This window comes from Butyricicoccus faecihominis (assembly GCF_014648015.1).
Classification (GTDB): Bacteria; Bacillota; Clostridia; order Oscillospirales; family Butyricicoccaceae; genus Agathobaculum; species Agathobaculum butyriciproducens.
The window spans coordinates 53278-79227 of record NZ_BMQH01000004.1; the positions used below are offsets into that span (position 1 = coordinate 53278).

19 protein-coding genes are annotated in these 25950 nt (G+C 54.8%); 4 read left to right on the forward strand and 15 right to left on the reverse strand.

Annotated elements, in window-relative coordinates:
- Position 1: 1 nt before the first annotated feature.
- From IEY11_RS04985 to IEY11_RS05010, 6 genes are all read right to left on the reverse strand, one after another.
- The gene (locus tag IEY11_RS04985) at positions 2-1048 is read right to left on the reverse strand and encodes an endonuclease/exonuclease/phosphatase family protein (protein ID WP_188885977.1); all 1047 of its coding nucleotides are present in this window, start codon (positions 1046-1048) and stop codon (positions 2-4) included.
- A gap of 11 nt (positions 1049-1059) precedes the next feature.
- Positions 1060-1497, reverse strand: a complete 438-nt coding sequence (locus tag IEY11_RS04990) for a hypothetical protein (RefSeq protein WP_118360253.1) — start codon at positions 1495-1497, stop codon at positions 1060-1062.
- Positions 1498-1580: 83 nt separating this feature from the next.
- The gene (locus IEY11_RS04995) at positions 1581-2816 is read right to left on the reverse strand and encodes an ABC transporter substrate-binding protein (RefSeq protein ID WP_188885978.1); all 1236 of its coding nucleotides are present in this window, start codon (positions 2814-2816) and stop codon (positions 1581-1583) included.
- Positions 2817-2881: 65 nt separating this feature from the next.
- A complete protein-coding gene (locus IEY11_RS05000) occupies positions 2882-4009 on the reverse strand; it encodes an ABC transporter ATP-binding protein (protein ID WP_188885979.1) in 1128 nt (375 codons plus the stop codon).
- 36 nt (positions 4010-4045) lie between these two features.
- Positions 4046-5878: an ABC transporter permease gene (locus IEY11_RS05005; RefSeq protein ID WP_188885980.1), complete on the reverse strand. Its 1833-nt coding sequence runs from the start codon at positions 5876-5878 to the stop codon at positions 4046-4048.
- 1 nt (position 5879) lies between these two features.
- On the reverse strand, positions 5880-6653 hold the full coding sequence (locus IEY11_RS05010; RefSeq protein WP_118284896.1) for an HAD family hydrolase: 774 nt from the start codon (positions 6651-6653) through the stop codon (positions 5880-5882).
- A gap of 268 nt (positions 6654-6921) precedes the next feature.
- Here IEY11_RS05010 and IEY11_RS05015 point away from each other — a divergent pair, with 268 nt between their 5' ends.
- From IEY11_RS05015 to IEY11_RS05025, 3 genes are all read left to right on the forward strand, one after another.
- On the forward strand, positions 6922-7800 hold the full coding sequence (locus IEY11_RS05015) for a PfkB family carbohydrate kinase (RefSeq protein ID WP_192924436.1): 879 nt from the start codon (positions 6922-6924) through the stop codon (positions 7798-7800).
- 133 nt (positions 7801-7933) lie between these two features.
- Positions 7934-8956, forward strand: coding sequence for a LacI family DNA-binding transcriptional regulator (locus IEY11_RS05020; protein ID WP_188885981.1), 1023 nt, complete (start codon positions 7934-7936; stop codon positions 8954-8956).
- Between the two features lie 140 nt (positions 8957-9096).
- Positions 9097-9783, forward strand: a complete 687-nt coding sequence (locus IEY11_RS05025; RefSeq protein WP_117751218.1) for a PHP domain-containing protein — start codon at positions 9097-9099, stop codon at positions 9781-9783.
- Positions 9784-10284: 501 nt separating this feature from the next.
- Here IEY11_RS05025 and IEY11_RS05030 read toward each other — a convergent pair.
- The 9 genes from IEY11_RS05030 to IEY11_RS05070 all read right to left on the reverse strand — a co-directional run bounded on the left by IEY11_RS05030 (position 10285) and on the right by IEY11_RS05070 (position 24533).
- Positions 10285-13422 (reverse strand): S-layer homology domain-containing protein, encoded by a 3138-nt coding sequence (locus IEY11_RS05030; protein ID WP_188885982.1) that lies wholly within the window; start codon positions 13420-13422, stop codon positions 10285-10287.
- A 296-nt stretch (positions 13423-13718) separates the two neighbouring features.
- On the reverse strand, positions 13719-14690 hold the full coding sequence (locus IEY11_RS05035; RefSeq protein WP_118360247.1) for a transketolase family protein: 972 nt from the start codon (positions 14688-14690) through the stop codon (positions 13719-13721).
- A gap of 14 nt (positions 14691-14704) precedes the next feature.
- Positions 14705-15556: a transketolase gene (locus IEY11_RS05040; protein WP_188885983.1), complete on the reverse strand. Its 852-nt coding sequence runs from the start codon at positions 15554-15556 to the stop codon at positions 14705-14707.
- 191 nt (positions 15557-15747) lie between these two features.
- Positions 15748-17193 carry a 4-hydroxyphenylacetate 3-hydroxylase family protein gene (locus tag IEY11_RS05045; RefSeq protein WP_118479034.1) on the reverse strand — a complete coding sequence of 482 codons (1446 nt, stop codon included), beginning with the start codon at positions 17191-17193 and terminating at the stop codon, positions 15748-15750.
- Positions 17194-17487: 294 nt separating this feature from the next.
- A complete protein-coding gene (locus IEY11_RS05050) occupies positions 17488-18795 on the reverse strand; it encodes an acetyl-CoA hydrolase/transferase family protein (RefSeq protein WP_118360749.1) in 1308 nt (435 codons plus the stop codon).
- Between the two features lie 18 nt (positions 18796-18813).
- The gene (locus tag IEY11_RS05055) at positions 18814-19935 is read right to left on the reverse strand and encodes an iron-containing alcohol dehydrogenase (protein WP_188885984.1); all 1122 of its coding nucleotides are present in this window, start codon (positions 19933-19935) and stop codon (positions 18814-18816) included.
- Positions 19936-19949: 14 nt separating this feature from the next.
- Positions 19950-20741, reverse strand: coding sequence for a 5-deoxy-glucuronate isomerase (locus IEY11_RS05060; RefSeq protein WP_188885985.1), 792 nt, complete (start codon positions 20739-20741; stop codon positions 19950-19952).
- 103 nt (positions 20742-20844) lie between these two features.
- A complete protein-coding gene (gene iolD / locus IEY11_RS05065; protein ID WP_118729047.1) occupies positions 20845-22797 on the reverse strand; it encodes a 3D-(3,5/4)-trihydroxycyclohexane-1,2-dione acylhydrolase (decyclizing) in 1953 nt (650 codons plus the stop codon).
- An 860-nt stretch (positions 22798-23657) separates the two neighbouring features.
- The gene (locus IEY11_RS05070; RefSeq protein ID WP_188885986.1) at positions 23658-24533 is read right to left on the reverse strand and encodes an AraC family transcriptional regulator; all 876 of its coding nucleotides are present in this window, start codon (positions 24531-24533) and stop codon (positions 23658-23660) included.
- Between the two features lie 317 nt (positions 24534-24850).
- On the opposite strand from IEY11_RS05070, the gene iolG reads away from it, so the two are divergent.
- Positions 24851-25870, forward strand: coding sequence for an inositol 2-dehydrogenase (gene iolG, locus IEY11_RS05075; protein ID WP_118729049.1), 1020 nt, complete (start codon positions 24851-24853; stop codon positions 25868-25870).
- The last annotated feature ends 80 nt before the right edge of the window (positions 25871-25950 follow it).

A 25950-nucleotide genomic window follows, 5' to 3' on the forward strand; every position in this document is an offset into this window, starting at 1 on the left:
TTTACTCCTCCTTCTGCGGCAGTGCAAGGGAGGCACGAACCACATTGTGATCGCTCAGCTCCGGCTGTGTATACCGGGCCAGCGCACTGTCCTGCGCAGCAAAGCCGCAGTCTGCCGTCAGTGTAGAAATCACACTGCTGCAGTGCACGGTAAAGCCGCGCGGCAGCAACCAATCCAGCTTCATATGCAGGCAGCCGCCCTCCGGCAGCGGTTTGCGCCGTGTGCAGTCCGCACCGCCCGAAGCCGCCCGCCATGCATAGCCTGCTGCGGTGCAGTCCTGCAGAAGCGGTTCATACAGGTCGATCATTTCGATCGCCGCAGCCAGTTCCTCCGGCTCGTCACACAGATGACGAATCACCGCCTTATCGCGTCCGTCAAAGGTATTGGTATTGAGATCGCCGCCCAGCACAACGGGAATCCCCGGAAATACACGCTCAACCTCCTGCAGTACAGCTTTCATCTGCTGCAGGCGGCCCGCGCCGCTCGTCCGGTTTTCCAGATGGATGGATACCGCGCCGACCTCCTGTCCCTGCACATCAAGCTTTGCAAAAACCGCATTGCGGCCGCCGATGCGCTTCTGTCGGTCATGATACCAGTTATACTGCTCCGGCAGACGGAGCACCTCTGCCCACAGGATCGGCCAGCGCGAAAAGATTGCATTGCCGTGAAACCCGTGTGCAGCGTCCTTCAGCTCGACAAACTCCAGCCCGAACACATACTGCATTCCCAGCGCACGGGCGATCTCTGCGGCAGTATCCCGCTCGCCCGACCGGGCACAGCCGCTATCCAGCTCATTGGCCAGGATCAGGTCATATGGCCGCAGCGCCGGGCATTCCCGGAGAAAATCTACTGTTTCGGCAAGACATATGCCCCGCTCCATGTTGAACACCAGCGGATTCAGTTCTTTCTTCTGCGGCACCGCACCCGCAAACCGGGTCACGATCTCCGCCTCAAAAAACTGAGGAATATCCCGCATCACCGCATCCTGCGATTCCTGCTCCAACCGTGCCGCAGATTGCAGCACGCACTCTTTTGTCAGTTTTTCCATACTGCTCCCCTTTACAGGCGGCGCGGCATCGGTTTTTTGTACAGCTTGAAATACAGCGTCCACGATACCGCGTTGCCGACAAGGATCGGCATCAAGGTATACAGGAAGGTCACATACAGCATCATATTCCGGGCAGCAGGCTCCAGCTGGAACGCTGCGACCACGCACATGATCGTGATAACCGGCAGGCTCGCAAAGCTGTAAGGCACGATCCGCTTATCCGGCAGCAGAAACAGGATGCAGCAGACCGCAGTACCCACCACAGAGATCAGACCGCAGTGGATCCAGTTCTCTGCCATGCCTCCGCCGAGAGGCAGATTGTCATGCAGTACGCCGGTCAGCAGTGCATACATACCGCCGAATACCAGACAGAACAGCAGATCCACGAAAAAGCAGGTAACTGCCATCGGACTCTTGCGCTTGCCTTCCTTGGTTACGAATAAAGCCATTCTGTATGCTCCTTCCGCTTTTACTATCCGCGGCAGGCTTTTCAGCCTGCCGCGTCCGTATCGTTTTCTCTTTTGATTACGTCTTAGCCAAGCAGCGTCCAGAAATCACGAACCGGGTTGATGTTCTCATAGATATCGGTAACGTTGAAATCAGAAACGTGCAGATCGCTGTACGGGGTGGAACCCTCAGCCGGTTCGATATCATCGCGTACCGGCCAGCCGCCCAGCGTATTGAAGTACTTGTAGCCGGATACATCGCCGTCTGCGCCGCCCATCATGAAGCGGACCAGCAGCTTGGCAGCATTCGGATGCTCGCACTCGCCGACAACGTACAGGGTGTTGATCTGCGGGATACCAGTGGTCGGCTCGAGGTTTACCGGAGCGAGGCACCAGTTGTTATCCTCGTTCTTACGCAGCTTGGAGGAAGCGCAGAAGCCAATCGGCGGATTGGTCTGACCCTTGGTACCTACAGCTTCCGCGATCTCGTCAGAAGAAGAGGTGAAGATGGGTTCGTTGTCATGCAGACGCTTGAGGAACTCATAGCCTGCGTTCTCGCAGCCGTCGGACAGCGTCAGCTCTTTACCGTACAGCTCCTTGTAGGAAGCAGCCAGCTCATCCGGAACATCGCCTACGCAGAAACCGGTGATCCAGGAGCCCCATGCCAGATTATCCAGCGGGTTCTGCATCATGACACGGCCCTTCCAGTCCGGCTCGGTCAGCTGCCAGATATTCGTCACCGGAGAACCGTCCGGATAGGCTTCACTGTTGTAGAACAGCTGCGTCAGCTCGACATACATCGGGGTCTGCGTCTTGGTGTACTTTTCATCAATGTGCGACAGGATATCTGCCGGCTTGTAGTTATAGAACTTGCGCGGCAGAATATACTCGTTGTACAGCGTACCGTCCTGATCCTTGATATGCACCACATCGGCAACGTGCTGACCGGCATCATACTCACGGGTAACCTTTTCCAGCAGCTCGTTGGTGGAAATATCGAACGGCTCTACTTCAACGCCGGGATACTTCTCCATAAAGGCATTGGCGACCTTGGTGATACGGGAGGAAATCGAATAGATGGTTACCTTGCCCTCTTCCTTCGCCTTCTCGTACAGTTCCTCATCGGTCTCATCCGTGTTGAAGATACCGGAGGACTCTTCCCACTCGCTCAGCTGGAGCGTGCCCGCTGCCGCTGCCTCATTCGGATCCTGCGCGGCATCGCTGCCCGGATCCGTCGTCGCTCCGCCTCCGCCGCACGCGGTCAGCGAGAACATCATCGTTGCTGCCAGAATACCTGCTAAAGTGCGCTTGTGCTGTAACATTTGTTTTTCCTCCTTCAGTTTCCTCTCTTCGTTTCTTGTGAAAGTGTGAATTGCTGGTATGGTGCTTATTCAACCGAATACTTGATGAGGTTTTCGGTTTTCTTATCAAATACGTTGATCTTGGTGGTGTCGATCGACAGATAAACCACCTGATCCGGGCTGTAATGCGTAATGCCGAGTGCCTTGATGACCATGCTCACGCCGCCGACCTTGACGGTGACCAGAGTCTCGGAGCCGGCAGGCATCGAGGTGTAGATATGCGCTTCGATGTCGGACGGGGACTGACGCGAGGTGTTGATGGCAATCTGCTCCGGACGAATGCCGAGCACTGCATCGAACGATGCTTCCCGCGGCATATTCTCGTCCTTGAGATGATCGGCCGGGAATGTCATCCGGCCCAGCACGCTGTTTACTGTCAGACCGGAAGCGGAAACCTCTGCCTTGCCGTCAACAAAGTTGATGCGCGGGTTGCCGATAAAGTCTGCCACATACAGATTGGCGGGGTTGTTGTACAGCTCCAGCGGATGTGCCACCTGAATGATGATGCCTTCGCGGAAAATCGCGATCTTGGTGGACATGGTCAGCGCCTCGACCTGATCGTGGGTAACGTAGATCATCGTCGTGCCGGTTTCGGTGTGCAGACGCTTGAGCTCGCTGCGCATATCCACGCGGAGCTTTGCATCCAGGTTGGACAGCGGCTCATCCATCAGCAGCAGATGCGGCTCGGAAGCGATAGCGCGGGCGATTGCAACGCGCTGCTGCTGGCCGCCGGACAGCTCGGACGGGTAACGGTCTACATACTGGCCGATCTGCATTCGCCCAAGGGCATCCTTGATGCGGCGATCTACCTCATCCTTGGGCAGCTTCTGGATATTCAGACCGAACGCGATGTTCTCGCGCACCGTCATATGCGGCCACAATGCGTAGGACTGGAATACCAGGTTGAGGTCACGTTCGCTCGGAGGCGCGAAATGAGCCTCCGCAGCGTTGACGATTTCCTTGCCGTCCATGTGAATGGTGCCGTTCTGCGGCTTCTCCAAGCCGGATACTACACGCAGCGTGGTGGTTTTGCCGCAGCCGGACGGGCCGAGCAGCGTCATAAAGTCACCGTCTTCAATCGTGAGGTTTACATCCTTCAGAATGTGGTTCTTACCGTAGAATTTATCAATATGCTTCAGTTCAATTTTGCTCATTTTCCAAACTCCTTTTTTCCGGTTATACCATGCGGATCAACCGCCCATGCTCTTCGCCAGATCTGCGTCGCCAAAGATATTCGCCAGTGCGTATACCAGGAATACGATGGAGAACATGACGATTGCCACGCAGTCAGAAGCCTGCGGAGAGTTACTGTTCTGATACTGGAATGCCAAATACGGCAGCGTGGAGGTTTTCGGGGTCATCAGCAGGATGATCAGATCGAGTTCCTTCATAATAGAAACGAAGATCAGCATGAAGCCCGAAATGAAGCCGCCCTTGGAAAGCGGGAATACAATGCGGATAAAGCGCTTGAAGAAGCCTGCGCCTGCAATCTCGGCTGCTTCCTCCAGCTCGCCGCCAATCTGCAGCATATTGGAGGTGCCGGCGCGGGAAGCGAACGGCAGATGCTTTACTACAGAGGTGATGGTCAGCAGTGCGAACGTGCCGTACAGGGACGGAACCAGCGTTACGCCGAACAGCTGCTGCGGAGCGGAGAACATCGACAGGAAGATACCGCCGAATGCGATGGACGGGATCAGGTACGGGATGAATACCAGCTGCTCAACAACCTTGCCGTGCAGCTTGCCGCGGCCCTTGGCGCAGATATAACCGATGATCTGACCGAAGATGGTGCCGAATACACCGTTTACAAACGTCAGCTTGAGGGAATTGATCAGCGAATTGATAAAGTTAGCATTCTTGAAGATACCCGGCTGACCTTCCATTACCGTTGCGATCGGATTGCCGATCCAGTAGTGCAGCGTCAGGTTGGACAGCGAGTAGTCACCCTCACGGAGCATAAAGGACTCGAGGATCAGCAGTGCGATCGGCATGATGATGCCGAAAACGAAGAACAGGAACAGCACGGCCGTGATCAGCAGCTTATGCTTGCCCAGACGGATCGGGGTGGAACGGCCGCCCTTGCCGCCGATGGTGGCGTAGGACTTGCGCGAGCCGATCAGCTTCTGGTTGACAAATACCGAGATCGAAGCGATGCAGATCATGATGAGTGCCATGGCAAACGCGGTCTGGGTATTCTGGGACTTGCTGTTCATGTACAGCTGGCTGGACAGGGTCACGAAATTGACCTTGGAGCCCAAGTAGTTGATAACGCCGAAGGTGCCGATCGCCTTGGAGAAGGTCAGGATAACGGCGGAAAGCATAGCCGGCAGTACCAGCGGGAAGGTGATCTTGCGGAGAATGGTTGCCTTGCCGGCGCCCTGGATCTCGCCCATCTCCTCCAGCTCGGAGTTGATGGAGTTCAGTGCTGCGGAAACCAGCAGATACGCATATGCGTAATAATGAAGCGAAAGCACGGTGATGATCGCGACCGGGCCGTATGCCAGCCAGTCGGGAATATTGATGCCAAGACTCATCAGGAAGCCTGGCGCACCGCCGATGCGTTCGGTCTTGAACATGGTCAGCCAAGCCTGCGACTTACACCAGCTCGGGATCATATAAGGAATGATAACTGCCAGCGAGAAGAACGGCTTGAAGGGAAGATCCGTGCGGACCATCAGCCATGCAAGAACCGATCCGATCAGGATAGCGAAGAACGATACGCAGACACCGATCAGCAGCGAATTGAGCAGCGGCTGGAGCAGCATCTGCTTGGTCAGTGCACTGCCGAGCAGGCGCTGCCAGTAATACAGTGTGAACGATCCCGCTGTGCCGCCCGCCAGTCGTGCATCCTTCTGTGCCAGCGTAAACGAGGTCGAAATCATATCCAGCAGAGGAAAAACGATCAAGTAGGTCAGCAGCACGATCGCAATCAGCACGATCAGGTTATACGGGTTGGTGACAACCGCCTTGATCTGGTTCTTTAACCTTCTGGATTTGGAGTAGTTCTGATCTTTTGGTTTCATTTCAGTTTTGCCCCTCCTTCAAATTCCGATTGTATTGTTCCACCGCGGTCACCACTTCGGGCAGCGAGCCGATCTTGACATCCGGCTCATACCCCATGCCGCGGTACTTTTCGTCCTTGTGATAAATGCGAGGGTTATCGATCTGAATCATCAGCGGCCATCCGGCGTTCCGCACACCGCGCACATCGCGGGAGATGGTATCTCCGACGTAGGCCGCCTGTTCTTTCCCGATTCTCATTTCGTTCAGCGCGATCTCGAAAATCTCCGGCCGCGGTTTGCGGATGCCGCAGACGCTGCTCATCGTAATCGTTTCAAAATACTGCGCTATGCCGTGTTCCTCCAGAATGCGCGGTACGAAGGTCGTGCTCATAATGTTGGAGATTACACCCAGCCGATACCCGCGCTGCCTGAGAGCCTCCAGCGTTTCCTTCAGCCCCTCGCGTTTGACGATGTGCTTGCGGTATCGGTCGAACATGTAGCAGAGCTCCTCGCCCAGTCCCGCAAGTTTTTCTGCCGGAATGTCAAAGTCCTTCAGGAAGAACTTCTGCCAGATCACATCCGGCGGCAGCTCGATCAGTTCCTGTTCGGTATAGGCCTTGTATGCTTTGGCGCCTGCATTGATGTGCTCCAGAAGCTGCTCCGGCGTTTCTGCTGTGTAAATATGATTCATATGAAGGAAGCACCACAGTCGGCGGATATAATCGCGGTCACTCTCCGGGGTAGCGTCCTGTGTATGTACGGTTCCTCCAATATCGAAGAAAACAGCTTGTATCATAACAACTCCTCTCTCTTCCCTTTTTTCTTTACTCCTGCATTTTCATTTGCATCACGTTTTACGCAAACGTTTTCATTTCCTGATTCAACCGTACCACTATCTCCCGGCTATGTCAATAAAAAATCACATTCTCCTATCAAAGTTTTATGATATTCACAATTTACATCCAGGTGTTTTCGTTAATTATGCACAGTTGCTTTTCTCTCCATATTCCCGTATACTGTAATCAACGCAAACGTTTCCGTAGAAATGAGAAAGAAGGATTCGTATGAAATATGATCTTATGCTGATCGGACCCGCCACGCGGGACATCAATATCGACTATACCGGTCAGGAAGTCCGCGAAATCGGCGGCGCTGTATTCTTCTGTGCATACGCTGCCGCAGCCGCTTCCGCAAACCTTTTCGCTTCAGTCAAGATCCATCCGGACGATACCGATGTACTGGATGCATTTCATCTGGACAGCGACCATATCGCCGTGCTGCCCGCCCAATGCACCACCCTGATGCAGAACACCTACTTCACCGCCGACCGTGAACGCCGCAAGGCCGAATGCCTGGCACAGTCGGATGCAATCACTCCCGATCAGATCCCCGATGTGGACTGCGGCCTGTATCATCTGGCCGGTCTGCTGTACGGCGATTTCCCCAACGAGCTGATCCCCGCGCTTTCCAAAAAAGGCAAGGTATCCGCAGATATTCAGGGATTTCTCCGGCACAACGAAAACGGCCTGATGAATTTCCACGACTGGAAAGACAAGCTGACCTATCTCCCCTATTTTGATTTTCTCAAAACCGATGCGGCAGAAGCCGAGATCCTCACCGGTCTGACCGACCGCCGCGCTGCCGCCAAGCAGCTTTATGAATGGGGCGCAAAGGAGATCCTGATCTCGCACAACAGCGAAATGCTGGTCTATGACGGCAAGGACTATTATACCTGCCCGGTCAAGGCACGCAATCTGTCCGGCCGTACCGGACGCGGCGATACCACCTTCGGTGCTTATCTTGCCAAGCGCATGATGGGCGTTTCCATCCCGGACGCGCTGCTGTTCGCTACCGCAGCCGTTTCGCTCAAAATGGAAACCCCCGGTCCGCTGCAGGGTCCCGAACAGGCTGTCCTCGACTATATCAAGGAATTTTACGCCTGAGTCCATCCGGAACCGCTTCGGCACCCGGAACATATCTGATATTTTTCCCGCCTTCTGCCGTTATCCTTGTCTTTCCCCGGCAAATACGGTATTATATTCTTATTAAAACTACTATGGGAAGGAAGCGGCATCTATGCGACAGCACATTACCATCAAAGATATCGCCCGCATTGCCGGTGTTTCGACTTCTACCGTCTCCCGCGCACTCAGCAATTCGCCTGAACTGAGCGAGCAAACCCGCCAGCGGATCCTGGAAATCTGCCGACGGGAGGGCTACCGTGTCAATGCACTCGCACGCAGTCTGATCTGCAACAAAACCAACGTCATCGGCCTGATCGTTCCCGAGATGACCAATCCGTTCTATGCCGAACTCTCTCTCGGCATCGAAACGCACGCACGCAGCCTCGGCTACAACGTGATCCTGTGCAATGGGCAGAATGATGCCAAAGTGACCGAAGAGCTGTTCGGTTTCCTGATCAGTCATCAGGTGGACGGCATCATCCTTGCCAGCTCACAGCAGGATGCAGGAACCATGATCCAGAAACTCGCTCCCCGACTGCCCGCCGTTCTGCTCGGAACGCCGGCACTCGTCAGCGGCGATGAGGTCAACTCGGTCTGCATTGATAATCTGGCAGGCGGCCGTCTGGCAGCAGAGCATCTGCTGGAGCTCGGCCACCGTGACATTGTCTATCTGGGCAACCGCCCCAACAGCCTGACGCACCAGCTTCGTCTGCGCGGCTTTACCGAAATGATGGAAAAAGCAGGTATCACCCCGCAGGTCATCGACAATCCGCATGGTTGCTCCTCGATCGACATCGGCTGTGCACTCAGCCGGAAGCTGTTCGCAAACGGCTGTTCCGCCACTGCGATCTTCGCCTCGACCGATTCCATGGCGCTCGGCGTATTGCAGGCAGCAGACGAATACGGCATCTCTATCCCCGAGGATATTTCCCTGCTCGGCTTTGACAACATCATTTATTCCGCACTGCCAAAGATCGAGCTTTCCACCGTCGATCAGCGCAAGCAGCTTCTTGCAGAAGCCACCGTTGATCTGCTCACGCGCATCATTGATTCGGATGAGCAGGACGAGTTCACGCACCGCATGATCCGTCCGACACTGGTTTCGCGCAGCTCATGCCGCGCATCAAAAAAATAAATCCACAGCACTGCGCACCGACCGCTTTTCTCTCTTAGCCCTTTTATCACACACAATACACCAACAGGTCAACCGCAGCGCTGCTGATCGAGAATGCCGCAGAATCCTGCGGCATTCTCATACACAAAAAGGAGGAGCTTATGTACCGCATTGAAACCCATCTGCATACCACCTATATCTCTCGCTGCGGCTGGCTTGGCGCGGAGGCCATTATGAAGTATTATACCGCGTGCGGCTATGACGCGATCTGCGTCACCGACCACTACAACCGCGAATGCTTCGACTATGCCGAGATTGACCTGACCACCCCCGGCAGTAAAACACAGGCCTTCCTGCAGGGCTATCACCGGCTGAAAAAAGTGTCCGAAAAATACAATATCCGCGTGTATGCGGGTGCTGAACTGCGTTTTGACGAATCGGACAATGATTATCTGCTGTACGGCTTTCACGATGCCCTGTTGGCAGATCCGGATCGCGTCATGCGCGAGGGTCTGGCGGCCTTTGCCCCGCAATACCGCGCAGACGGCGCACTGCTCGTGCAGGCACACCCGTTCCGCAAAAAATGCACCCCCGCTCCGGCGGAATATCTGGACGGCGTCGAGGTGCTCAACCTCAACCCCCGCCATGACAGCCATAACGATCTTGCGCTGGCTTATGCCAAGGAGCATCATCTCATCATGACGGCCGGCTCGGACTGCCACCGTCCCGGCGATCAGGGTACGACCGGTATTCTGTCCGACACCCTCCCCGAAGACAGCTTCGGTCTTGCAGATCTGCTGCGTTCGGGCAACTATACCATCATCCGTCCCGAATGCACCGAGGATTGAGACAAAACGATACCATGTAAAAGCTGCTGTTGCTTCAACGCAACAGCAGCTTTTTTGTCGTACATCACGCTTTATTTCCGATGCACCGCAAACGTTTTCTGTTTGTATTTCACCTTTTATTCTTCTTGTTTCATGCAGTTTGCCTTTTCGATTGTTCATTCTGCATAAAAGTATTTTTATTTCATTGTATATTCCGTATACGTTTGCGCTTGTTTTGCACAAAATAATCTGGTAGAATATCATCAGTTAAAAAAACAAGACTGAATTGAGGTAATTGTAATGCGTAAGAATTTTTCCAAGTTTCTGATGAACACCGCTATGTTTGAGCTGTCCTGCGATCCCTGCACCGCTAAGCTGTTCACTGCAAACCGCACCAACCGCAAGTAAGCTGCTCCTCAGAAAACGCAAACTCCGCAAGCGAAAACGCTTGCGGAGTTTTTTCTGTTCCGGGCAGCGGCAGCCGTCGGCTGCGCCCCCGTTTATGGTTTATCTTTCAAAGGATCATGCTGCAATGCGCTGCATGATGGTCGCCATCTCCGCGCGGGTGATGGTAGACTTCGGCGCAAATACCTTGCCCGGCTTGCCCTGTACCAGACCGGTCTTTGCACAGTAGGCTACGCCTGCTGCTGCCCAGTCGGAGATGGTGCTGCCGTCGGTGAAGTCCTTAACGATGGCGCTGTCCGCTGTGGTATCCTCGCCGCTCAGCTTGCGCTGACGGGTCAGCAGCGTTGCGGCCTCCTGACGGGTGACACTGCGGTCCGGCGAGAACTTGCCGCCGCCGACGCCCTCCATGATGCCGGTCTTTTCCGCCCACGCGATAGCCGTGCGGGCCTGATGCGTTACCGGAACATCGCTGAAGCTGTCAGTCAGCTCGGTCTTAGGCTGGCCTGCCAGATTGTACAGTGCCTGTGCGACCTGTGCGCGGGTCAGTGCCTTGCTCGCGCCGAACGTATACGCCTTATCGCCGGAGAGCAGACCGTTCTTGGTGACGTAATCCGCCGCCTTGTAGTACCATGCGTTCGCCGGAACGTCGGTATAATCGGTAACGGATTTGCCTTCGCGCAGGGTGTTGCGGATCTCGTAGCTGTCCACTGCCTTGAAGCTGTTCCAGTTGTCCGCATCCTGCTTCTGGTAAGCGGTGCCCTTGATGGAATCCTCGCTGAACTCGATGATGGAGAATACCTGCTTATCCTCTTCATCGGTGTAGAAATCGGTGGAGTAGTCCGAACGAGCCGGAATGTACTCGTAGAACTTATTGCCTACCGTACCGCCGGTCAGATAGGTCGTGCCGTCGCCGGTGTTGACCTTGATGTCGTTCTTCACGGTAGAACGAATATAGATATGGTCATGGCCGTTTAGGAACAGGTCAACGCCCATTGCATCGAGCGAATACTCGCTGTCGTTGATGTAATAGTCGCGCACATCCAGCGGATCGTGGTTGGAGGTGTACGGGCCTGCGTGCGTCATAACGATGCGCCATTTCTTGTCGGAAGCATCCAGCACGCTCTTGCACCACTGCAGCTCTTTCTTCATGATCTCTGCCTTCTTGTCGGCCGGCGTAACCTCGCCGTTCAGGATTACGAAGATCGCGTCGCCGTACTCAAAGTAGCCCATTGTGCGGTCAAACTGCGGATAGCCGGTGTTCGCGCCCGACATATTGAAGCGCTGTGCGAACGATACGAAATTCCAGTCGCCCTTCATCTCGTGGTTGCCCGCAACGGTAGCGGTCGGATACTTGGCGTAGTAATCGCCCATAACGTCAAAGCATGCCTCCCATTCGGTGGACTTATAGCCGTTCTGGGTGGTGTCGCCTGCGGAGATCATCAGATCCGGGTTCGGGCAGATCTTGAGTGCCTGATCGATAGAATCCTTGAAGCTCATGTAGTTCTCTACGGACTCAGACTGCGGGTCCGAGTAGAAGATAACGCTGAAATTCTTATCCGAAGCGGACTTCGGTGCGGTGAACGACTTTTCCTCGCTCATGAAGCTGCCGCCGTCGCCTACGCGGTATACATACTCGGCAGACGGTTTCAGACCGGTGATTTCCACACGATGTGCGGCTTTTTCCTTATAGCCTGCGGTTACGGATTCTACATAAGAGGTGCCGGACTTGCTCTCCCACTTGGAAGTGCCCTTGACCTTGTACTGAATAACGCTCTTGGTGACAGCGGGGTCAGTCAGCCAGCTGAAGCGCAGGCCGCCCTGCTTGGTATCCGGCGTAATGGTGATCTGATCGGGTTCGCCCTTTACCTTGCCGTCATCAATATTCAGCACGATCGGCTCGGACTTGGTGTACGGCTTGGTTACGGTTTCCTTGTTGGTCTTAACCTCGATGTAGTAGAACATATCGCCGGTCTTGTCGGTCGGCAGAGAAGCGGTGTAGGTGCCATTCGATTCCTTCATGGCAACAGCAGTATCGACCTTGGAAGAATCATAGCCGTAGTACAGGGTCGCGCTCTGTACCTTGTCGCTCGTGATGATGCGGGCAGAGACCTCGGCCTTGCCTTTATGCGGTGCGGTGTTCAGCGCGCGGGAGATAATGCGCGTGCCGCTGACGGTGTAATCCACTGCCGGGAAGATGGAGGCATCATAGCCGCGCAGAACAGGCTGCTTGCCGGAGGCACTCCAGTCCCAAACCTTGCTCATATCCCAGCCGAGTGCTTCATAGGTGGACTTATCCTGCATTTTTGCGGCGGAAACATCCTCCCACTTAATCGGCTGCTCGGTCGGCTCGTTGCCGGACAGCAGCGTGCCCTCCCATGCAATATTGCCGGTGATGTTGGTAGCTGCCTCGTCGTCGAGCTGACCGACGATCTTATCCACGTCCGCAACGCCGTTGATAACGGTCTGTGCAGAAACGCTGTCCTTGAGCGTTTCACCGGCGTTGAACGAGCCTGCAATACCGCCCGCATGACCTACCGTGCCGCTCTTTGCGATGGTATCGACCGTACCGGCTGCAAAGCAGCGTGCCAGATAGCCGCCGCCGTCCTGAATGCCGGCAACGCCGCCCGCATCATACGGAGCGGAAACGTCTGCGTTGACATAGCAGTCCTCAACATGACCGACGATCGGGCCTTCGCCCTCCTTCAGCTTGCCGCAGATACCGCCTGCGGTGTGCGAGTTGGACAGATCCAGGCACTTTACCTCACCGGTGACAACACAGCCGGTAATCGTACCGTAGTTTACGCCTGCCAGAGCGCCGACATTCTGCTGACCGGTCACATAGCAGTCGAGCAGGGCAACATCCTTGATATATGCCTGATCGTCCTGATTGCCGACATAGCCGAACAGGCCGGCATATTTCTTTTCATATTCTACGCGCAGTCCCTTGATCGCATGGAACTGACCGTCAAATGTGCCGGTAAAGCCCTGATCCTTTTTGGAAGCAATCGGCTTAAATCCTTTGACGCCGGTCATATCAATATCGGCAGTCAAAACATAATGTCCATCGCGGGGAGCGCCGTCCCTCCAGCTGCCGGACAGATAGAGCAGCTGGTCCGGGGTAGAGATTTCATAGCAGCCTGTTGCCTTATTATATACCGGCGGCTTTCCCTTGTCGCTGGCAGCAAAGGCTCCCGTCGGGAGCATCGTCAAAGCCATTGCAGCAGACAGCGCCAAACTGAGTATGCGTTTTTTCATGTATCTCGGACCCTCTTTCTTAAAATTCTGTTTCTTTCCCGATTCTGCAGCGAAATCTCATTCCTCCTCCCCGTGCAACAGATTCGTGTGGTTATGCATTCCGTTTTCTTTCTCGCAAACGTTTGCGTAACTTGTACTTATAATTCTATCCCTGTTCCGTCAGAAAAGCAATCTCACTTCTCACCAATCTTTTCAAGCAAAAATTATGCATTTCTTCCTTAACGCGTGTCCGCTGCTGCGCGCAGAAAAGCTCCCGCCGGAACCGATCAACCGTTCCAACGGGAGCTTTTCTGTAATTATCCCTGCTTGCGGGCAATGGCGCGCAGAGCTGCTGCCGCAATATCCTCTGCAGTGAGGTTATACTGCTGCATAAGGAAATCCTGCGGGCCTACCTGACCGAAGCGGTTCTGGATGCCGATACGCTCCACCGGAACCGGATTCTTTGCGCTCGTCAGGTTGGTGATGGCAGAGCCGAGGCCGGTGCCGACCTGATGGTTCTCTGCGGTGACGATGCAGCCGGTCTCTGCAGCCGCACGGAGCACCAGCTCCTCGTCAAGCGGCTTCCAGGTATGCATGTCGATCACGCGGGCGGAAATGCCCTTTGCTGCCAGCTGCTCCTCTGCCTTGAGTGCCTCGTCTACCAGAATGCCGGAGGCAATAATGGTTACGTCCTTGCCGTCGCGCAGCGTAACACCCTTGCCGATCTCAAAATCAGAGCCGTCCGCATACACGGTGGTGAAGCCCTTGCGGATCAGGCGCATGTAGGACGGACTGCCGCAGGCAGCCAGCTTCCTGGTCAGTGCCTTGGTCTGTGCAAAGTCGCACGAGTCGATAACGACCGCGTTCGGAATGTTCATGTACAGCGCACAGTCCTCAAACGGCATGTGAGTTGCGCCGTTGAACGCTGCGCAGACACCCGGGTCGGAACCGATCACATGCACCGGCAGCTCAGAGTAGCCTGCTGCCAGAAATGCCTGATCGAACATGCGGCGGGCAGCAAAGCAGCCGAACGAGTGCGCGAATACGGTCAGGCCGGTGGCGGCCATGCCGGAGGCAACGCCCATGGCGTTCTGCTCCGCGATGCCTGCGTTAAAGGTCTGGGCCGGGAACGCCTTCAGCAGCTTTCCGGTGTTGATGCAGCCCATCAGGTCGCAGTCAACGTGCATCAGCTTGGGATTTTCCGCCATCATTTCGAGCATGGCTTCTACATAGCCGTCGCGATTGGCGCGGCTGTCCTTTTCATGCTTGCCGATCAAAGTAAAACTCATTGCGTTCCCCTCCCTTACTTTTCGTTTTTCACTGCAGCCAGAGCGGCTTCGGATGCGGCGATCGCTTCATCCCACTGCTCCTTGGTCGGCTGCGAAGAATGTGCGCCGGACGGCTCGGCAAAGGTTGCGCCCTTGCCCTTTACGGTGTTCAAAATCAGGCAGGTCGGCTTGCCCTTGCACGCCTTCGCCTGCTCGAGCGCGTTATAGATCTGTTCAACATCGTTGCCGTCGGCTACGTCAATAACATTCCAGCCGAATGCGTCAAACTTGGCGCCGATACCCTTGCCGTGGCTCATAACGTCGGCAATCGCGCCGTCCAGCTGGCGGCCGTTGTTGTCCACGAGACAAACGAGGTTATCCAGCTTGTAGTGTGCGGCAAACTGCGCACCTTCCCAGATCTGACCCTCGTCACACTCGCCGTCGCCTACGGCAACGTAAACACGGCTCGGACGATTCTGCGCACGATTGCCGAGCGCCGCGCCGATGGCTTCGCTCATGCCCTGACCGAGCGAGCCGGTTGTCAGGTCAACGCCGATGGTCTTGCTGCGGTCGGTATGCGACGGGAAATTCGTGTTCGGCTGGTTGAGCGTGTACGCGCTCTCTATCGGGTAGTATCCCTTGAGACCGAGCGTCGCATACATGACCGGGCCGCCGTGTCCCTTGGACAGAACGAACCAGTCGCGGTCCTCCCAGCGGGGATTCTTCGGGTCGATATGCATAACCTCGCCATACAGCACCGCCATAGCATCCGCCATCGACATCGAGCCGCCCACATGGCCGAAGCCGCGCGACGCGATCACCTTGAGCGTTTCCAGACGGATTTCCGCCGCAAACACACGCAGCTCGTGCAGTTTTTGCTTATCCATTGCTTTCCTCCTTGAAATTACGGTTTGCAGAACAAAACCCGCCCTTCCGCAATAAAAAGGACGGGTCTTGTTAGTTTTTATCGGTGATATTGCCGCTTTCGTATCGGTCTGCCGGTTAGACATACTCCATTTTGACATGGAACCGTCAGACCTTCCTTATACAGCAGTTCTCACAGAATTTACTTTATGTTTTAGCCAATGCGCGCGATCTTCTTCGCCAGTTCCTTCTTCATTTCCATGTTGGACTGACGAGCGATCATAATGCGCTGTGCCTGCGGCGAGCCTGCGCCATGCATGGACTCGGGCAGATAGCCGACAGCAGCGGTGCCCATGGTCATGTTTTCGATGAGGCGCAGCAGACGCATACGGTCCTCGGTCGGAACGGAAGCCACACCCTTGAGGTACTTCTCGATGTAATCGTGGGTTGCCGGGTTGCGGTAATCTGCCTCGGACGGCTGAGTAACCATGATGCCGCCGGCCAGATCCTGTGCCAGACGAGCGATCTCATACGGGAAGCGGGTGACATTCTGCTTGCAGACGTTTGCCAGCAGCAGATCAATGAGGTAGTTGCCGCTCTTGGTCTTGGTGCCCTGAGAGGAGCACGCAATACCGCAGCAGTACAGGGTCTCGTTCAGGTGCGTCATCTCGATCAGCTTGTCCTTGACGTGGGACGCCTTCGCAGAGCCTGCCATTTCACCGGCAAGTGCGGTCGCGCCGATGAGCACATCACCGACGCCGACCTTGCAGCCGCCATAGGACTGACGGTGATAGCCTGCAAAGCGCTCTACCATCATGCCTGCGAACTGGGTCTCGCCGTTGAGGAAAATCATGTCATTCGGGATAAATACACGGTCGAAAATAACCAGAACCTCGTGACCGCCGTAAACCTTGTTGCCGACATCAATGTCGTTGTATTCCTCGGTCTTGCGAGTGTCGCAGGACTGACGGCCCAGAATCAGGGTGATGCCTTCCGCATCGGTCGGGCATGCGAAGGAAATCGCGTAATCTTCGTCGCCTTCACGCATGGAAATGGTCGGCATAACCAGAACGTAATGGCTGTTCAGATAGCCGGTCTGGTGTGCCTTTGCGCCGGTAACGTAAACGCCGTCAGCGGTGCGCTCGACAACGTGCAGGAACAGATCCGGATCCGCCTGCTTGGACGGAGACAGACCGCGGTCGCCCTTAACGTCGGTCATCGCGCCGTCAACGCCCCAGTCGTTGTTCTGTACATCGGTCCAGAACTTGACAAAATTCTCGTGGTACTTGGTGCCGCATGCTTCATCGGTCTCGAACGTAGTCGAATAAACCGCATTTGCTGCATCCATGCCGACACAGCGCTGGAAGCACGCTGCGGTCTTCTGACCGAGCAGACGCTGCATCTTTACCTTCTTAATGAGATCGTCCGTAGACTGGTGCAGATGGGTAAAACGGTTTACCTTTTTGCCGGTCAGATTGGACGTTGCCGTCATCAGATCTTCGTACTGCGGGTCCTCTGCCAACTCGTACGTTGCTGCAAACGAGTTAAGCGACGGACGAACGATCGGGTTGTCCACGACGTTCTCGACCTTCTTGCCGAAGCTGTACAGATTGAGGTGCAGCTTTCGCAGGGATTCGATGTACTGGTCTTTTGTCATCATGATATCATCTTCCTTGTCCTTTTTCTTTCTTTTCAATAGGAAAAAGCGCCGATTCACCGATTTTGATAACATATTTGAGGAGACATGAAGGGAATAGTCTTTGTAATGGAAAAGTTCGGTTTCTCGGCGCATATCCACAGAATTTATACGTCCATGAGCAGATGTGTGAGATAAACACAGCAGCCGGAGAGCACGATCAGCAGCAGCAAAATCACATGAATATAGATGATTTGAAAACGAGAGAATGTCTTTTTCATCGTTATGACCTCCTGCTGTATGTTGAATTATAATTGGTTACACCTTGAGTTTTTCACCGAAGCGCTTCTCGAATTCCTCGGCAAGTTCTTCGCGGAATTTTGGATGCGCAATGGCAATCAGACGCTTTGCGCGCTCGCGGAGTGTTTGACCGCGAAGCTGCGCCACGCCGTACTCGGTGACAATGTAATTGACATCGCAGCGGCTGGTGGTAACCGGGCCGCCGGTGGTGATGGTTGTAACAATCTTAGACGCAGACTCGTCCTTGGTGGTTGAGTGCAGCGCAATGATGGAGCGACCGCCCTTGGACAAGTTTGCGCCGCGCACAAAGTCCATCTGGCCGCCAATACCGGAAATCTGGCGCAGACCGATTGCCTCGGCGCAGACCTGACCCTGCAGATCCACCTCAACGCACGAGTTAATGGAAACCACGTTGTCGTTCTCCGCGATAACCGCCGGATTGTTGCAAACATCCACCGGAAGCATGTTGATAATTGGGTTGTTATCCACAAAATCATACAACTTGCGCGTGCCCATCAGGAAGGTTACGCTCACCTTTCCGACGTCGCGCTGCTTGCGCTTGCCGTTGATGTTTCCATTTTCAAGCAGCGGCAGCACGCCGTCCGAAATCATCTCGGTATGCAGACCAAGGTCGTGCTTGTCGCCGAGGAACGAGCAGACCGCATCCGGCACCGCACCGATGCCCAGCTGCAGGCAGTCACCATCACGCACGAGTTCAGCGATATATTTGCCGATTGCACGGTCTTCCTCGCCGATTTTCGGCGGCGCGGACTCCGGCAGCGGCTCCCACGAGCACAGGAAGCCGTCAATCTCGGATACATGAACGAAGCTCTCGCCATAGGTGCGCGGCATGTTCGGGTTGACCTCGGCAATGACCGTTTTCGCGGATTTGACCGCCTGTGCGCCGTAGTCGCAGGACAGACCGAGCGACACATAGCCGCGCTCGTCCGGAGGCGAGCAGGTAAACGCAAAAACATCAACCGGCAGCGTGTTGTCGCGGAACATGCGCGGCACGTCCGAGAAAAACGCCGGGGTGTAGTCTGCACGGTTTTCCGCGATCGGCTTGCGGGCCGGACCGCCGACAAACAACGCGTTGTGGCGGAAATGACTTTCCATGCCCGGCTGCAGATACTCGCCCGAGCCAAGGTATACCATGTGTGCAACTTCCACGTTATGGAACTGCTCTGCCATTCGCGCCATTGTGCGCTGGAATACAATGGGTTCGCCAACCGCGTGACCGAACACAACGCGGTCGCCGTCATGGATCACACCAACCGCCTGCTCAGGCGTCATCGTGTGCTCTTTATAGTATGCTCTCCAATCCATTTCTCGTCCCTCCCGCGCTCAAAATGCCTTGCGGTAGATGTCGAGCAGGTCGTCTTCTGACAGCTCCACATAGTTGTTGCCGAGCAGGCGCTGCTGGGTTTCGATGACATTCTTTGCAAAGACCGGCAGTTCATCAGCGGTTACCCCGTGTTCGTGCAGGGGATCCTTTTTCAGTACCTCGTCCATCAGTTCGTACAGATTTTCGAGTGCAAATACCGGTTCAACATCCAGTTCTGCGCTCAGAAGTTCTTCCAGCTGATTCAACTTGCCGATGGGCTTCTTTTCCTGATACTTGCGCATTACGTCCGCGAACATCAGCTGATTTGCCTGACCGTGCGGAATGTGGTGCACGCCGCCGAGCGGATACGCCATCGCGTGAACAGCCGCACAGCCCGCGTGACCAAACGCGATGCCTGCATAGTTGGAGGCGCGCAGGAACTCAAGTGCATGCTTCTTCCACGCATCCTTGCCGCCGCTTGCTACCGCGTCCTTCCAGCAGGACAGGATCAGGTGCAGCGCCTTTTCGGAGAACAGCTCGCTCAGTGCGCAGGCGTTCGGAGAAAGGTAGCTTTCGACCGCGTGGACCATAGCGTCAATGGAAGAAGTTGCAAAAACCGGATACGGCAGGCTGAGCAGCATGCCCGGCACGAGCGCCGCTTCGTCCGCAAACATCGCCGGAGACACCAAACCAACCTTGACGCCCTTAGTCGTACGGTTGATGATGGAAATGTTGGTAACCTCAGAGCCGGTGCCACAGGTAGTCGGCACGATGATCAGCTCATGCTCCTTCTCGATGTTTGCCATGCGGTCGTACAGATCGTCCACACGGTCGGTGGACTTGGCAACGGTCAGCACCTTTGCGATATCGATTACTGTGCCACCGCCGACCGCGATAATGCGGTCAAACTCCTTGCCGCGCAGGTCGTCGAGGATGGCGTCAACCATGACGTCGGTCGGCTCACCGCCGCCGAACTTTTCCTGAAAACAGGTGTGGCAGCCGAGATTCAGCGCCGCGATTGTCGGATTGTAAATATATTCATTTGTCAGAATCAGGTCTTTCGCGCCGAGGCTTAATTCCTTCGCCAGCGTGCGAAAATCGACGCATTCCGCAATAGAAGGTACGATTTTGAAGGCTTTCATGTTATTTCACCGCCTTAAATATCCGGGAAATACTTCGCGTCGGCCTTAGTTACCCACTCATACTCGGGCACAACGGTCGTCACGATGTTCTTGTCGTCCTGCAGGCGGATGCACCACAGGTAATACTCCGCGTAGCCGGGAGCCGCAGCCTGAGAATGGGTCACGTTTTCCGGCATGCCGGTCAGGTCGTTGTTCTTTACCTTAAAGGCATCGTCGCCATATTCTGCCAGACCGTAGCCGTTTTCCGGCAGGAACTTGTAGTAGTACAGCTCCGGCTCAACGTGCTGATGCGGCGGATAAGAGGACCACTTGCCGGGGAAATGCACCACTTCACCGATAAAGAAGTTGGTTTCCGGGCAGTTGGAGCGGTCGAAGAAGGTGCGTACCAGACGGGTCGAGCACTCGTTCATCTGACCGGCGCCGCGCTCCTCGTTTGCACACAGGCAGTCCTCCGGGCGCAGCAGACGAGCTGCGAAATCACGCTTGTTTTCCGTGCGGGAAACGGCGATTTCCACGTCGCTTACGGCAGAAATTGTCACTTGGGTGTTCTGCGGAACGTGCAGCAGGATTGCACCCTCGTGGAACACGTCACGGCGGGTAACGGTCTCGGACTTGCCGTTCCACTCGAAGGTCACGCTGCCGCTCATCAGGTCGTAAACGACCTCCTGCGCGTAGTCAAAGTGCATCACGTCGCCCTCTGCCATCTTGACAACACCGAACTCCATGCCCATCATTTCCGGGTTCTCGACTGCGGAGACCATGCCGTTGTAGCCCTTATCGAAGGGGGCCTTGTGCGTATATTTCATAATTCTTGCTCCTCTTTTCTTTGCTCGATACCTTATTATATAAGATTATATAAGCGAAGCCGCCCGTCCGAAAACGGGCGGCTCATATTGAATCTGCGTTTAATTAGTACATGCGTGCTTCTGCAAGGTGATCATCGATGCGCTTGCGTGCAGCCTTTACCTCGTCAGACTTGGAGGTGGACGCTACGCCGATGTGCCACCAGGACTCGTAGCCCTCAGCCATGGTCTTGGGCAGAACCTTTGCGTCGATGATGCAGGAAACACTTTCCTTCTTAGCATCCTGAACGGCCTTGCGGAATTCGTCCGGGGTCTTGGCGTAGAATGCCTTCATGCCGAAGCCTTCGCCGATCTTGCCGAAGTCGGTGTAGCAGTAATCGCCGTCCAGCTTGCCGGTGGTCTCGTTGCGGTGACGCATTTCGGTCGCCAGAGAGCCAACGCCGTTGCCCATCTGCAGATTGTTGATGCAGCCGAACGCGCAGTTATCGAATACAACAACGGTGATCTTCGCGTTCTCCTGCATTGCGGTCGGGATCTCGGAGTTGAGCATCATGAACGAGCCGTCACCGACCAGTGCATAAACTTCCTTATCCGGCTCAGCCAGCTTGGCGCCGAATGCACCTGCGATCTCGTAGCCCATGCAGGATGCGCCGTATTCCATGTTGTAGGAGTTCGGTGCGTCGGTGACCCACAGACGCTCGAGGTCTGCCGGCAGCGAGCCTGCTGCTGCAACCACGATTGCGTCGTCGTCTGCCTCCTCGCGGAGAATGCCGACCGCATTGGACTCAGTGATGGTGCCGCCGATCTGGTCAACAAAATCGTTCATGATCTTCTCGGTCCAGCTGGGAACGCACGGCACGAACTTGCCCTCGCCGAAGCCTTCGCCCTTGTACTGAACGCCCAGAACACGCAGACGCTCCTCTTCCCAAACCTTGCGGATATCCTGAATTTCGGTGGTGTAGCCGGACTTATAGCCGTCTGCCTTGAGTTTTTCCATGATAGCCTCGAGCGTTACCTTTGCGTCACCGATGCAGCGGGTTGCGTCCAGCTTTTCCGCGTGGAACTCAGAGGTGTTGATAGCGAGAACCTTAATATCCGGGTTGCGGAACAGCACCCACTTGGAGCCGGTTACGAAGTCGTTGAAACGAGTGCCGACACCGATAACGAGGTCGCAGTCCTTGCACAGTGCGTTCGCCGCCAGGCCGCCGGTTACGCCGATGCCGCCAACCGCCAGTTCAAACGAATCCGGCAGGCAGGAGTGGCCGGCCTGTGTCTGAGAAACCGGAATGTTGAACGCCTTGCAGAAGTCCATTGCGGTCTGACCGGCCTCGGAGTAACGAACGCCGCCGCCTGCAATGAACATCGGCTTCTTGGAAGCCTTGATCATCTCAACTGCCTTCTCGATATCGTAGTCATCCGCTACGCGGCGTGCAACGTGATGTACGCGCTTCTGGAAGAAGTAATCCGGGAAGTCGAAGCTCTCACCCTGTACATCCTGCGGAAGCGAGATAACAGCGGTGCCGCAGTTTGCGGTATCGGTCAGGACGCGCATTGCGTTGACCATTGCACTCATCAGCTGCTCCGGACGCGAAATGCGGTCCCAGTACTTGGCAACCGGCTTGAAGCAGTCCGAAGCGGACATGGACAGGTCGTTCGGAACCTCGAGCTGCTGGAGAACCGGATCCGGCTGACGGGTTGCGAAGTAATCGGACGGGAACAACAGCAGCGGGATGTTATTGATGGTAGCGGTCAGTGCTGCGGTTACCATGTTTGCTGCGCCAACGCCGATGGACGAGGTGCAGGCGATGATCTTGCGGCGGTTGTGCTGCTTTGCGTAGCTGATGGCGGCGTGTGCCATGCCCTGCTCGTTGCGGCCCTGGTAAACTCTCAGGTGGCCCGGATCCTCCTCCAGTGCCTGACCGAGACCGACTACCATGCCGTGACCGAAGATCGTGAACATGCCGTCTACGAAGGGTTCCTCTTTGCCGTCCATCTCGATGTACTGCTGATTCAGGAACTTTACGATTGCCTGACCGACTGTCATTCTGGTTTTGCTCATTGTGTTTTCCTCCTCAAATGCTTTACTCTTTTTCCCTGCCGAGGCTCTTTCTTTTCGCTCCCGGCGGTGTTCTCTTTTGATGATTTAAGTTTAGCATTTGAGCGTTTGCTTTTCTTCTAACATCTTGAGAAATCGCCTTTTTTCTTATATTTTTACGTTACATACGAATATTTTCACATTTTATTATAGAATTCAGAACTTTTCTCTCCCTTACCGCATTGTTTTCTGTGTCTGCCGCTCCCGCCTGCGGCCTGCGCTTTGCACCTGTTTTTTTAATATCTCGCTATCGTGCGGAAAACGCGGCATACTGTCATTACAGAATTTCGCATTTTCCGTCCTAAACAACAAGCAAAAAAGCATATATCTCAATATTTTATAAAAATACGCAATCTTTCTCCCGCCTTTATTTTTCACTCACAGGCTGCATTTTCACCACTTTTTATAGGTTGTTGCTGCCGTTTTCCGTGTATGCTGACCGTCTGTGCCGGTCAAATTATAGATTCTTGCTCAACTCTATGAAATACAAGAAGTTAGAAGAAAAACCGCGTCCAAGGGACTACAATAGAATCATCAAAGGAAAGCCGAACGCAAACGGCGAAAGAACGGATAACGGAGGAATAAATATGTTATTCACCATTTTTCTGTAGTAGTTATCCTTGCAAACATGGTCTTTACGCAGACCGTGCTGTATCAATAAGATAATTATGCTCCGGCAAACGATCATCACACACTCTCTAATTTCACACACATCCCCATTTCACCGGCGCAGCTGCTCTCTCTCGGCTGCGCCATTCTTCTATTTGTAAGTAGATAGAAAAACACCGTGCCAAGCGTTACTACTCTGCACGGTGTTTTCCGTTTTACGATTCCTCTTCTTCACTTTTTACTTTTTCGCTGTGCGTGATGCTCTGCTTGAACGACTGCCGGAACTTACCGGGCGGTGTGCCGGTGTACTTCTTAAACATGGTGTTGAAGTGACAGATACTGCTGAAGCCGAGTGTGTCCGCAATCTCGGCGATCGGGATGCCGGTATTCATCAGAAATCCCTGCGCCTCACCAATCCGGCGCTTCATCACATACTGCATAGGCGGCACGCCGAACTCCTGCTTAAACACATGCGCCAGATAATACTCGCTCACGCGCAGTCGCTCCGCCACCATACGAAGCGTGATCGGCTCACAGTGGTGTGCATCCAGATAGCGTCGCACGCGGTGCGCCAGCACAGACGGCATTTCACGCTGCTGCTCCTGCTGGTGGATACGACTGCGGAGCAGGGAATCGGTCAGATTCAGCATTGCCTCTGCCAGACTGCAGCACACGGCATGCAGGTTTCCCGCATCGGCGCTGAGCAGATACAGCAGGTGCATGGTCTCGCCTACCTGCCTGGCAAGCTGTCCGCACGAGACGACCGGACACTCCCCTTCTGCGATCAGGCAGTTGGGCGGCAGACCTTCTACATTGACATCGGTAATTGCGACGCTGTACGACCGGATCTGCCGCACCTGATCGGGTTCCTCGCCGTGCAGCACACCCTGATTGCAGATAACAATGTCGCCCTCTGCAATCGGATAATACCGGTTATCCACCATGTACTGTCCTTGTCCGCTGCACACATAGAACAGCTCCAGACGGTTGTCGTGCATATGCGGAAGTATAGACTGCTGGTTGTTGTAATTGCGATCGATCGAAATGCAGTTGAAGAATGTTCCGCTCAGTTTACAAGGCTTGTTTCCCATGTATGCTCCCTCCCAAGAATCGCAAGATTACGAAAGCCTTCCCTCGATTTTCTTTCTTCCCCTCGGAAAATCCTGCTGTTTTTTCCACAAGAACACGATAACGCTCTCACGGACTTTGTTTGTATAATAATCACAAGAAAAGCGCAAATGATTCAAAAACAGCAGTTTATATCGTTATTATATTCGATATTTCAACGTTGTTCTTCTCTGTGTGCAATTATTATATCATAGAAGCACAGAAAAAAACTTCTAACATACTGCTTTTTGAGCAAACGCGTCAATTCAGGTTTCAGAGTAAAAAAGGAGTGCAAGAAAAAATGGCAAACAAGGTAAGAATCGGTCTGCTGGGTGCAGGCAGAATCGGCAAGCTGCACGGCGAAAATCTGGCACATGCAGTGCCGAACGCAGACCTCTACGCAGTGGCTGATCCGTTCATGAACGATGCGACCCGTGCATGGGCAGCGGACATGGGTATCGAGAAGTGCTACGATGATCCCGAGATGATCTTTGGCGATCCGACCATCGAGGCCGTGTTCATCTGCTCCTCCACCGCAACGCATGCAGACTTCATCATGCGCGCTGCGCAGACCGGCAAGCACATCTTCTGCGAGAAGCCGATCGACACCAAGCTGGCAAAGATCGAGGAAGCACTCGCTGCGGTGAAGAAGGCAGGCGTTAAGCTGCAGGTCGGCTTCGTGCGCCGCTTTGACCACAACCACAAGGCCGTCCGCGATACGGTCGCTTCCGGCAAGCTGGGCAAGCCCAATCTCATCAAGGTCACCTCCCGTGATCCCGATCACCAGCCGATGAGCTATATCAAGGTTTCCGGCGGCATCTTCATGGATATGACCATTCACGATTTCGACATGGTCCGCTATCTGGCAGGCAGCGAGGTTACCGAGGTTACCGCTTACGGTGCAGCGCTCTCCGGTGCAGGCTACGAGGAGTACGGCGATGTGGACACCGCCATTGTAATGATGAAGTTCGAGAACGGCGCACTCGGCGTGATCGACAACTCCCGTGCCGCTCACTACGGCTACGACCAGCGCACCGAGGTTCACTGCGACCAGGGCTGCGTGCAGGTTGCAAACGATCTGAACAACACCGCCATGATCTCCTCTGCCGCAGGCGTCGAGGTTGCAAAGCCGACCTGGTTCTTCCTCGAGCGCTACAACAACGCATTCATCGCAGAGGCAAAGGCGTTCACCGATGCCGTTCTGAACGACACCGACACGCTGGTTACCGGCTTTGACGGTCTGCAGCCGGTCAAGATCGCAATGGCAGCAAACCTGTCCATGAAGGAAGGCCGTCCGGTCAAGCTGAGCGAAATCGAGTAATTTATCCCCCGCATATCACAGGAAAAGAGAAGGAAAAGAGTTATTCGGCAAGCCGCCGCACTCGGCGGCGGCTTCCGTTT

Excerpts from the sequence above, each read along its gene's own strand:
- IEY11_RS04985 (WP_188885977.1), bottom strand. The coding sequence starts at position 1,048 with ATGGAAAAACTGACAAAAGAGTGCGTGCTGCAATCTGCGGCACGGTTG.
- IEY11_RS04990 (WP_118360253.1), bottom strand. The coding sequence starts at position 1,497 with ATGGCTTTATTCGTAACCAAGGAAGGCAAGCGCAAGAGTCCGATGGCA.
- IEY11_RS04995 (WP_188885978.1), bottom strand. The coding sequence starts at position 2,816 with ATGTTACAGCACAAGCGCACTTTAGCAGGTATTCTGGCAGCAACGATG.
- IEY11_RS05000 (WP_188885979.1), bottom strand. The coding sequence starts at position 4,009 with ATGAGCAAAATTGAACTGAAGCATATTGATAAATTCTACGGTAAGAAC.
- IEY11_RS05005 (WP_188885980.1), bottom strand. The coding sequence starts at position 5,878 with ATGAAACCAAAAGATCAGAACTACTCCAAATCCAGAAGGTTAAAGAAC.
- IEY11_RS05010 (WP_118284896.1), bottom strand. The coding sequence starts at position 6,653 with ATGATACAAGCTGTTTTCTTCGATATTGGAGGAACCGTACATACACAG.
- IEY11_RS05015 (WP_192924436.1), top strand. The coding sequence starts at position 6,922 with ATGAAATATGATCTTATGCTGATCGGACCCGCCACGCGGGACATCAAT.
- IEY11_RS05020 (WP_188885981.1), top strand. The coding sequence starts at position 7,934 with ATGCGACAGCACATTACCATCAAAGATATCGCCCGCATTGCCGGTGTT.
- IEY11_RS05025 (WP_117751218.1), top strand. The coding sequence starts at position 9,097 with ATGTACCGCATTGAAACCCATCTGCATACCACCTATATCTCTCGCTGC.
- IEY11_RS05030 (WP_188885982.1), bottom strand. The coding sequence starts at position 13,422 with ATGAAAAAACGCATACTCAGTTTGGCGCTGTCTGCTGCAATGGCTTTG.
- IEY11_RS05035 (WP_118360247.1), bottom strand. The coding sequence starts at position 14,690 with ATGAGTTTTACTTTGATCGGCAAGCATGAAAAGGACAGCCGCGCCAAT.
- IEY11_RS05040 (WP_188885983.1), bottom strand. The coding sequence starts at position 15,556 with ATGGATAAGCAAAAACTGCACGAGCTGCGTGTGTTTGCGGCGGAAATC.
- IEY11_RS05045 (WP_118479034.1), bottom strand. The coding sequence starts at position 17,193 with ATGATGACAAAAGACCAGTACATCGAATCCCTGCGAAAGCTGCACCTC.
- IEY11_RS05050 (WP_118360749.1), bottom strand. The coding sequence starts at position 18,795 with ATGGATTGGAGAGCATACTATAAAGAGCACACGATGACGCCTGAGCAG.
- IEY11_RS05055 (WP_188885984.1), bottom strand. The coding sequence starts at position 19,935 with ATGAAAGCCTTCAAAATCGTACCTTCTATTGCGGAATGCGTCGATTTT.
- IEY11_RS05060 (WP_188885985.1), bottom strand. The coding sequence starts at position 20,741 with ATGAAATATACGCACAAGGCCCCCTTCGATAAGGGCTACAACGGCATG.
- iolD (WP_118729047.1), bottom strand. The coding sequence starts at position 22,797 with ATGAGCAAAACCAGAATGACAGTCGGTCAGGCAATCGTAAAGTTCCTG.
- IEY11_RS05070 (WP_188885986.1), bottom strand. The coding sequence starts at position 24,533 with ATGGGAAACAAGCCTTGTAAACTGAGCGGAACATTCTTCAACTGCATT.
- iolG (WP_118729049.1), top strand. The coding sequence starts at position 24,851 with ATGGCAAACAAGGTAAGAATCGGTCTGCTGGGTGCAGGCAGAATCGGC.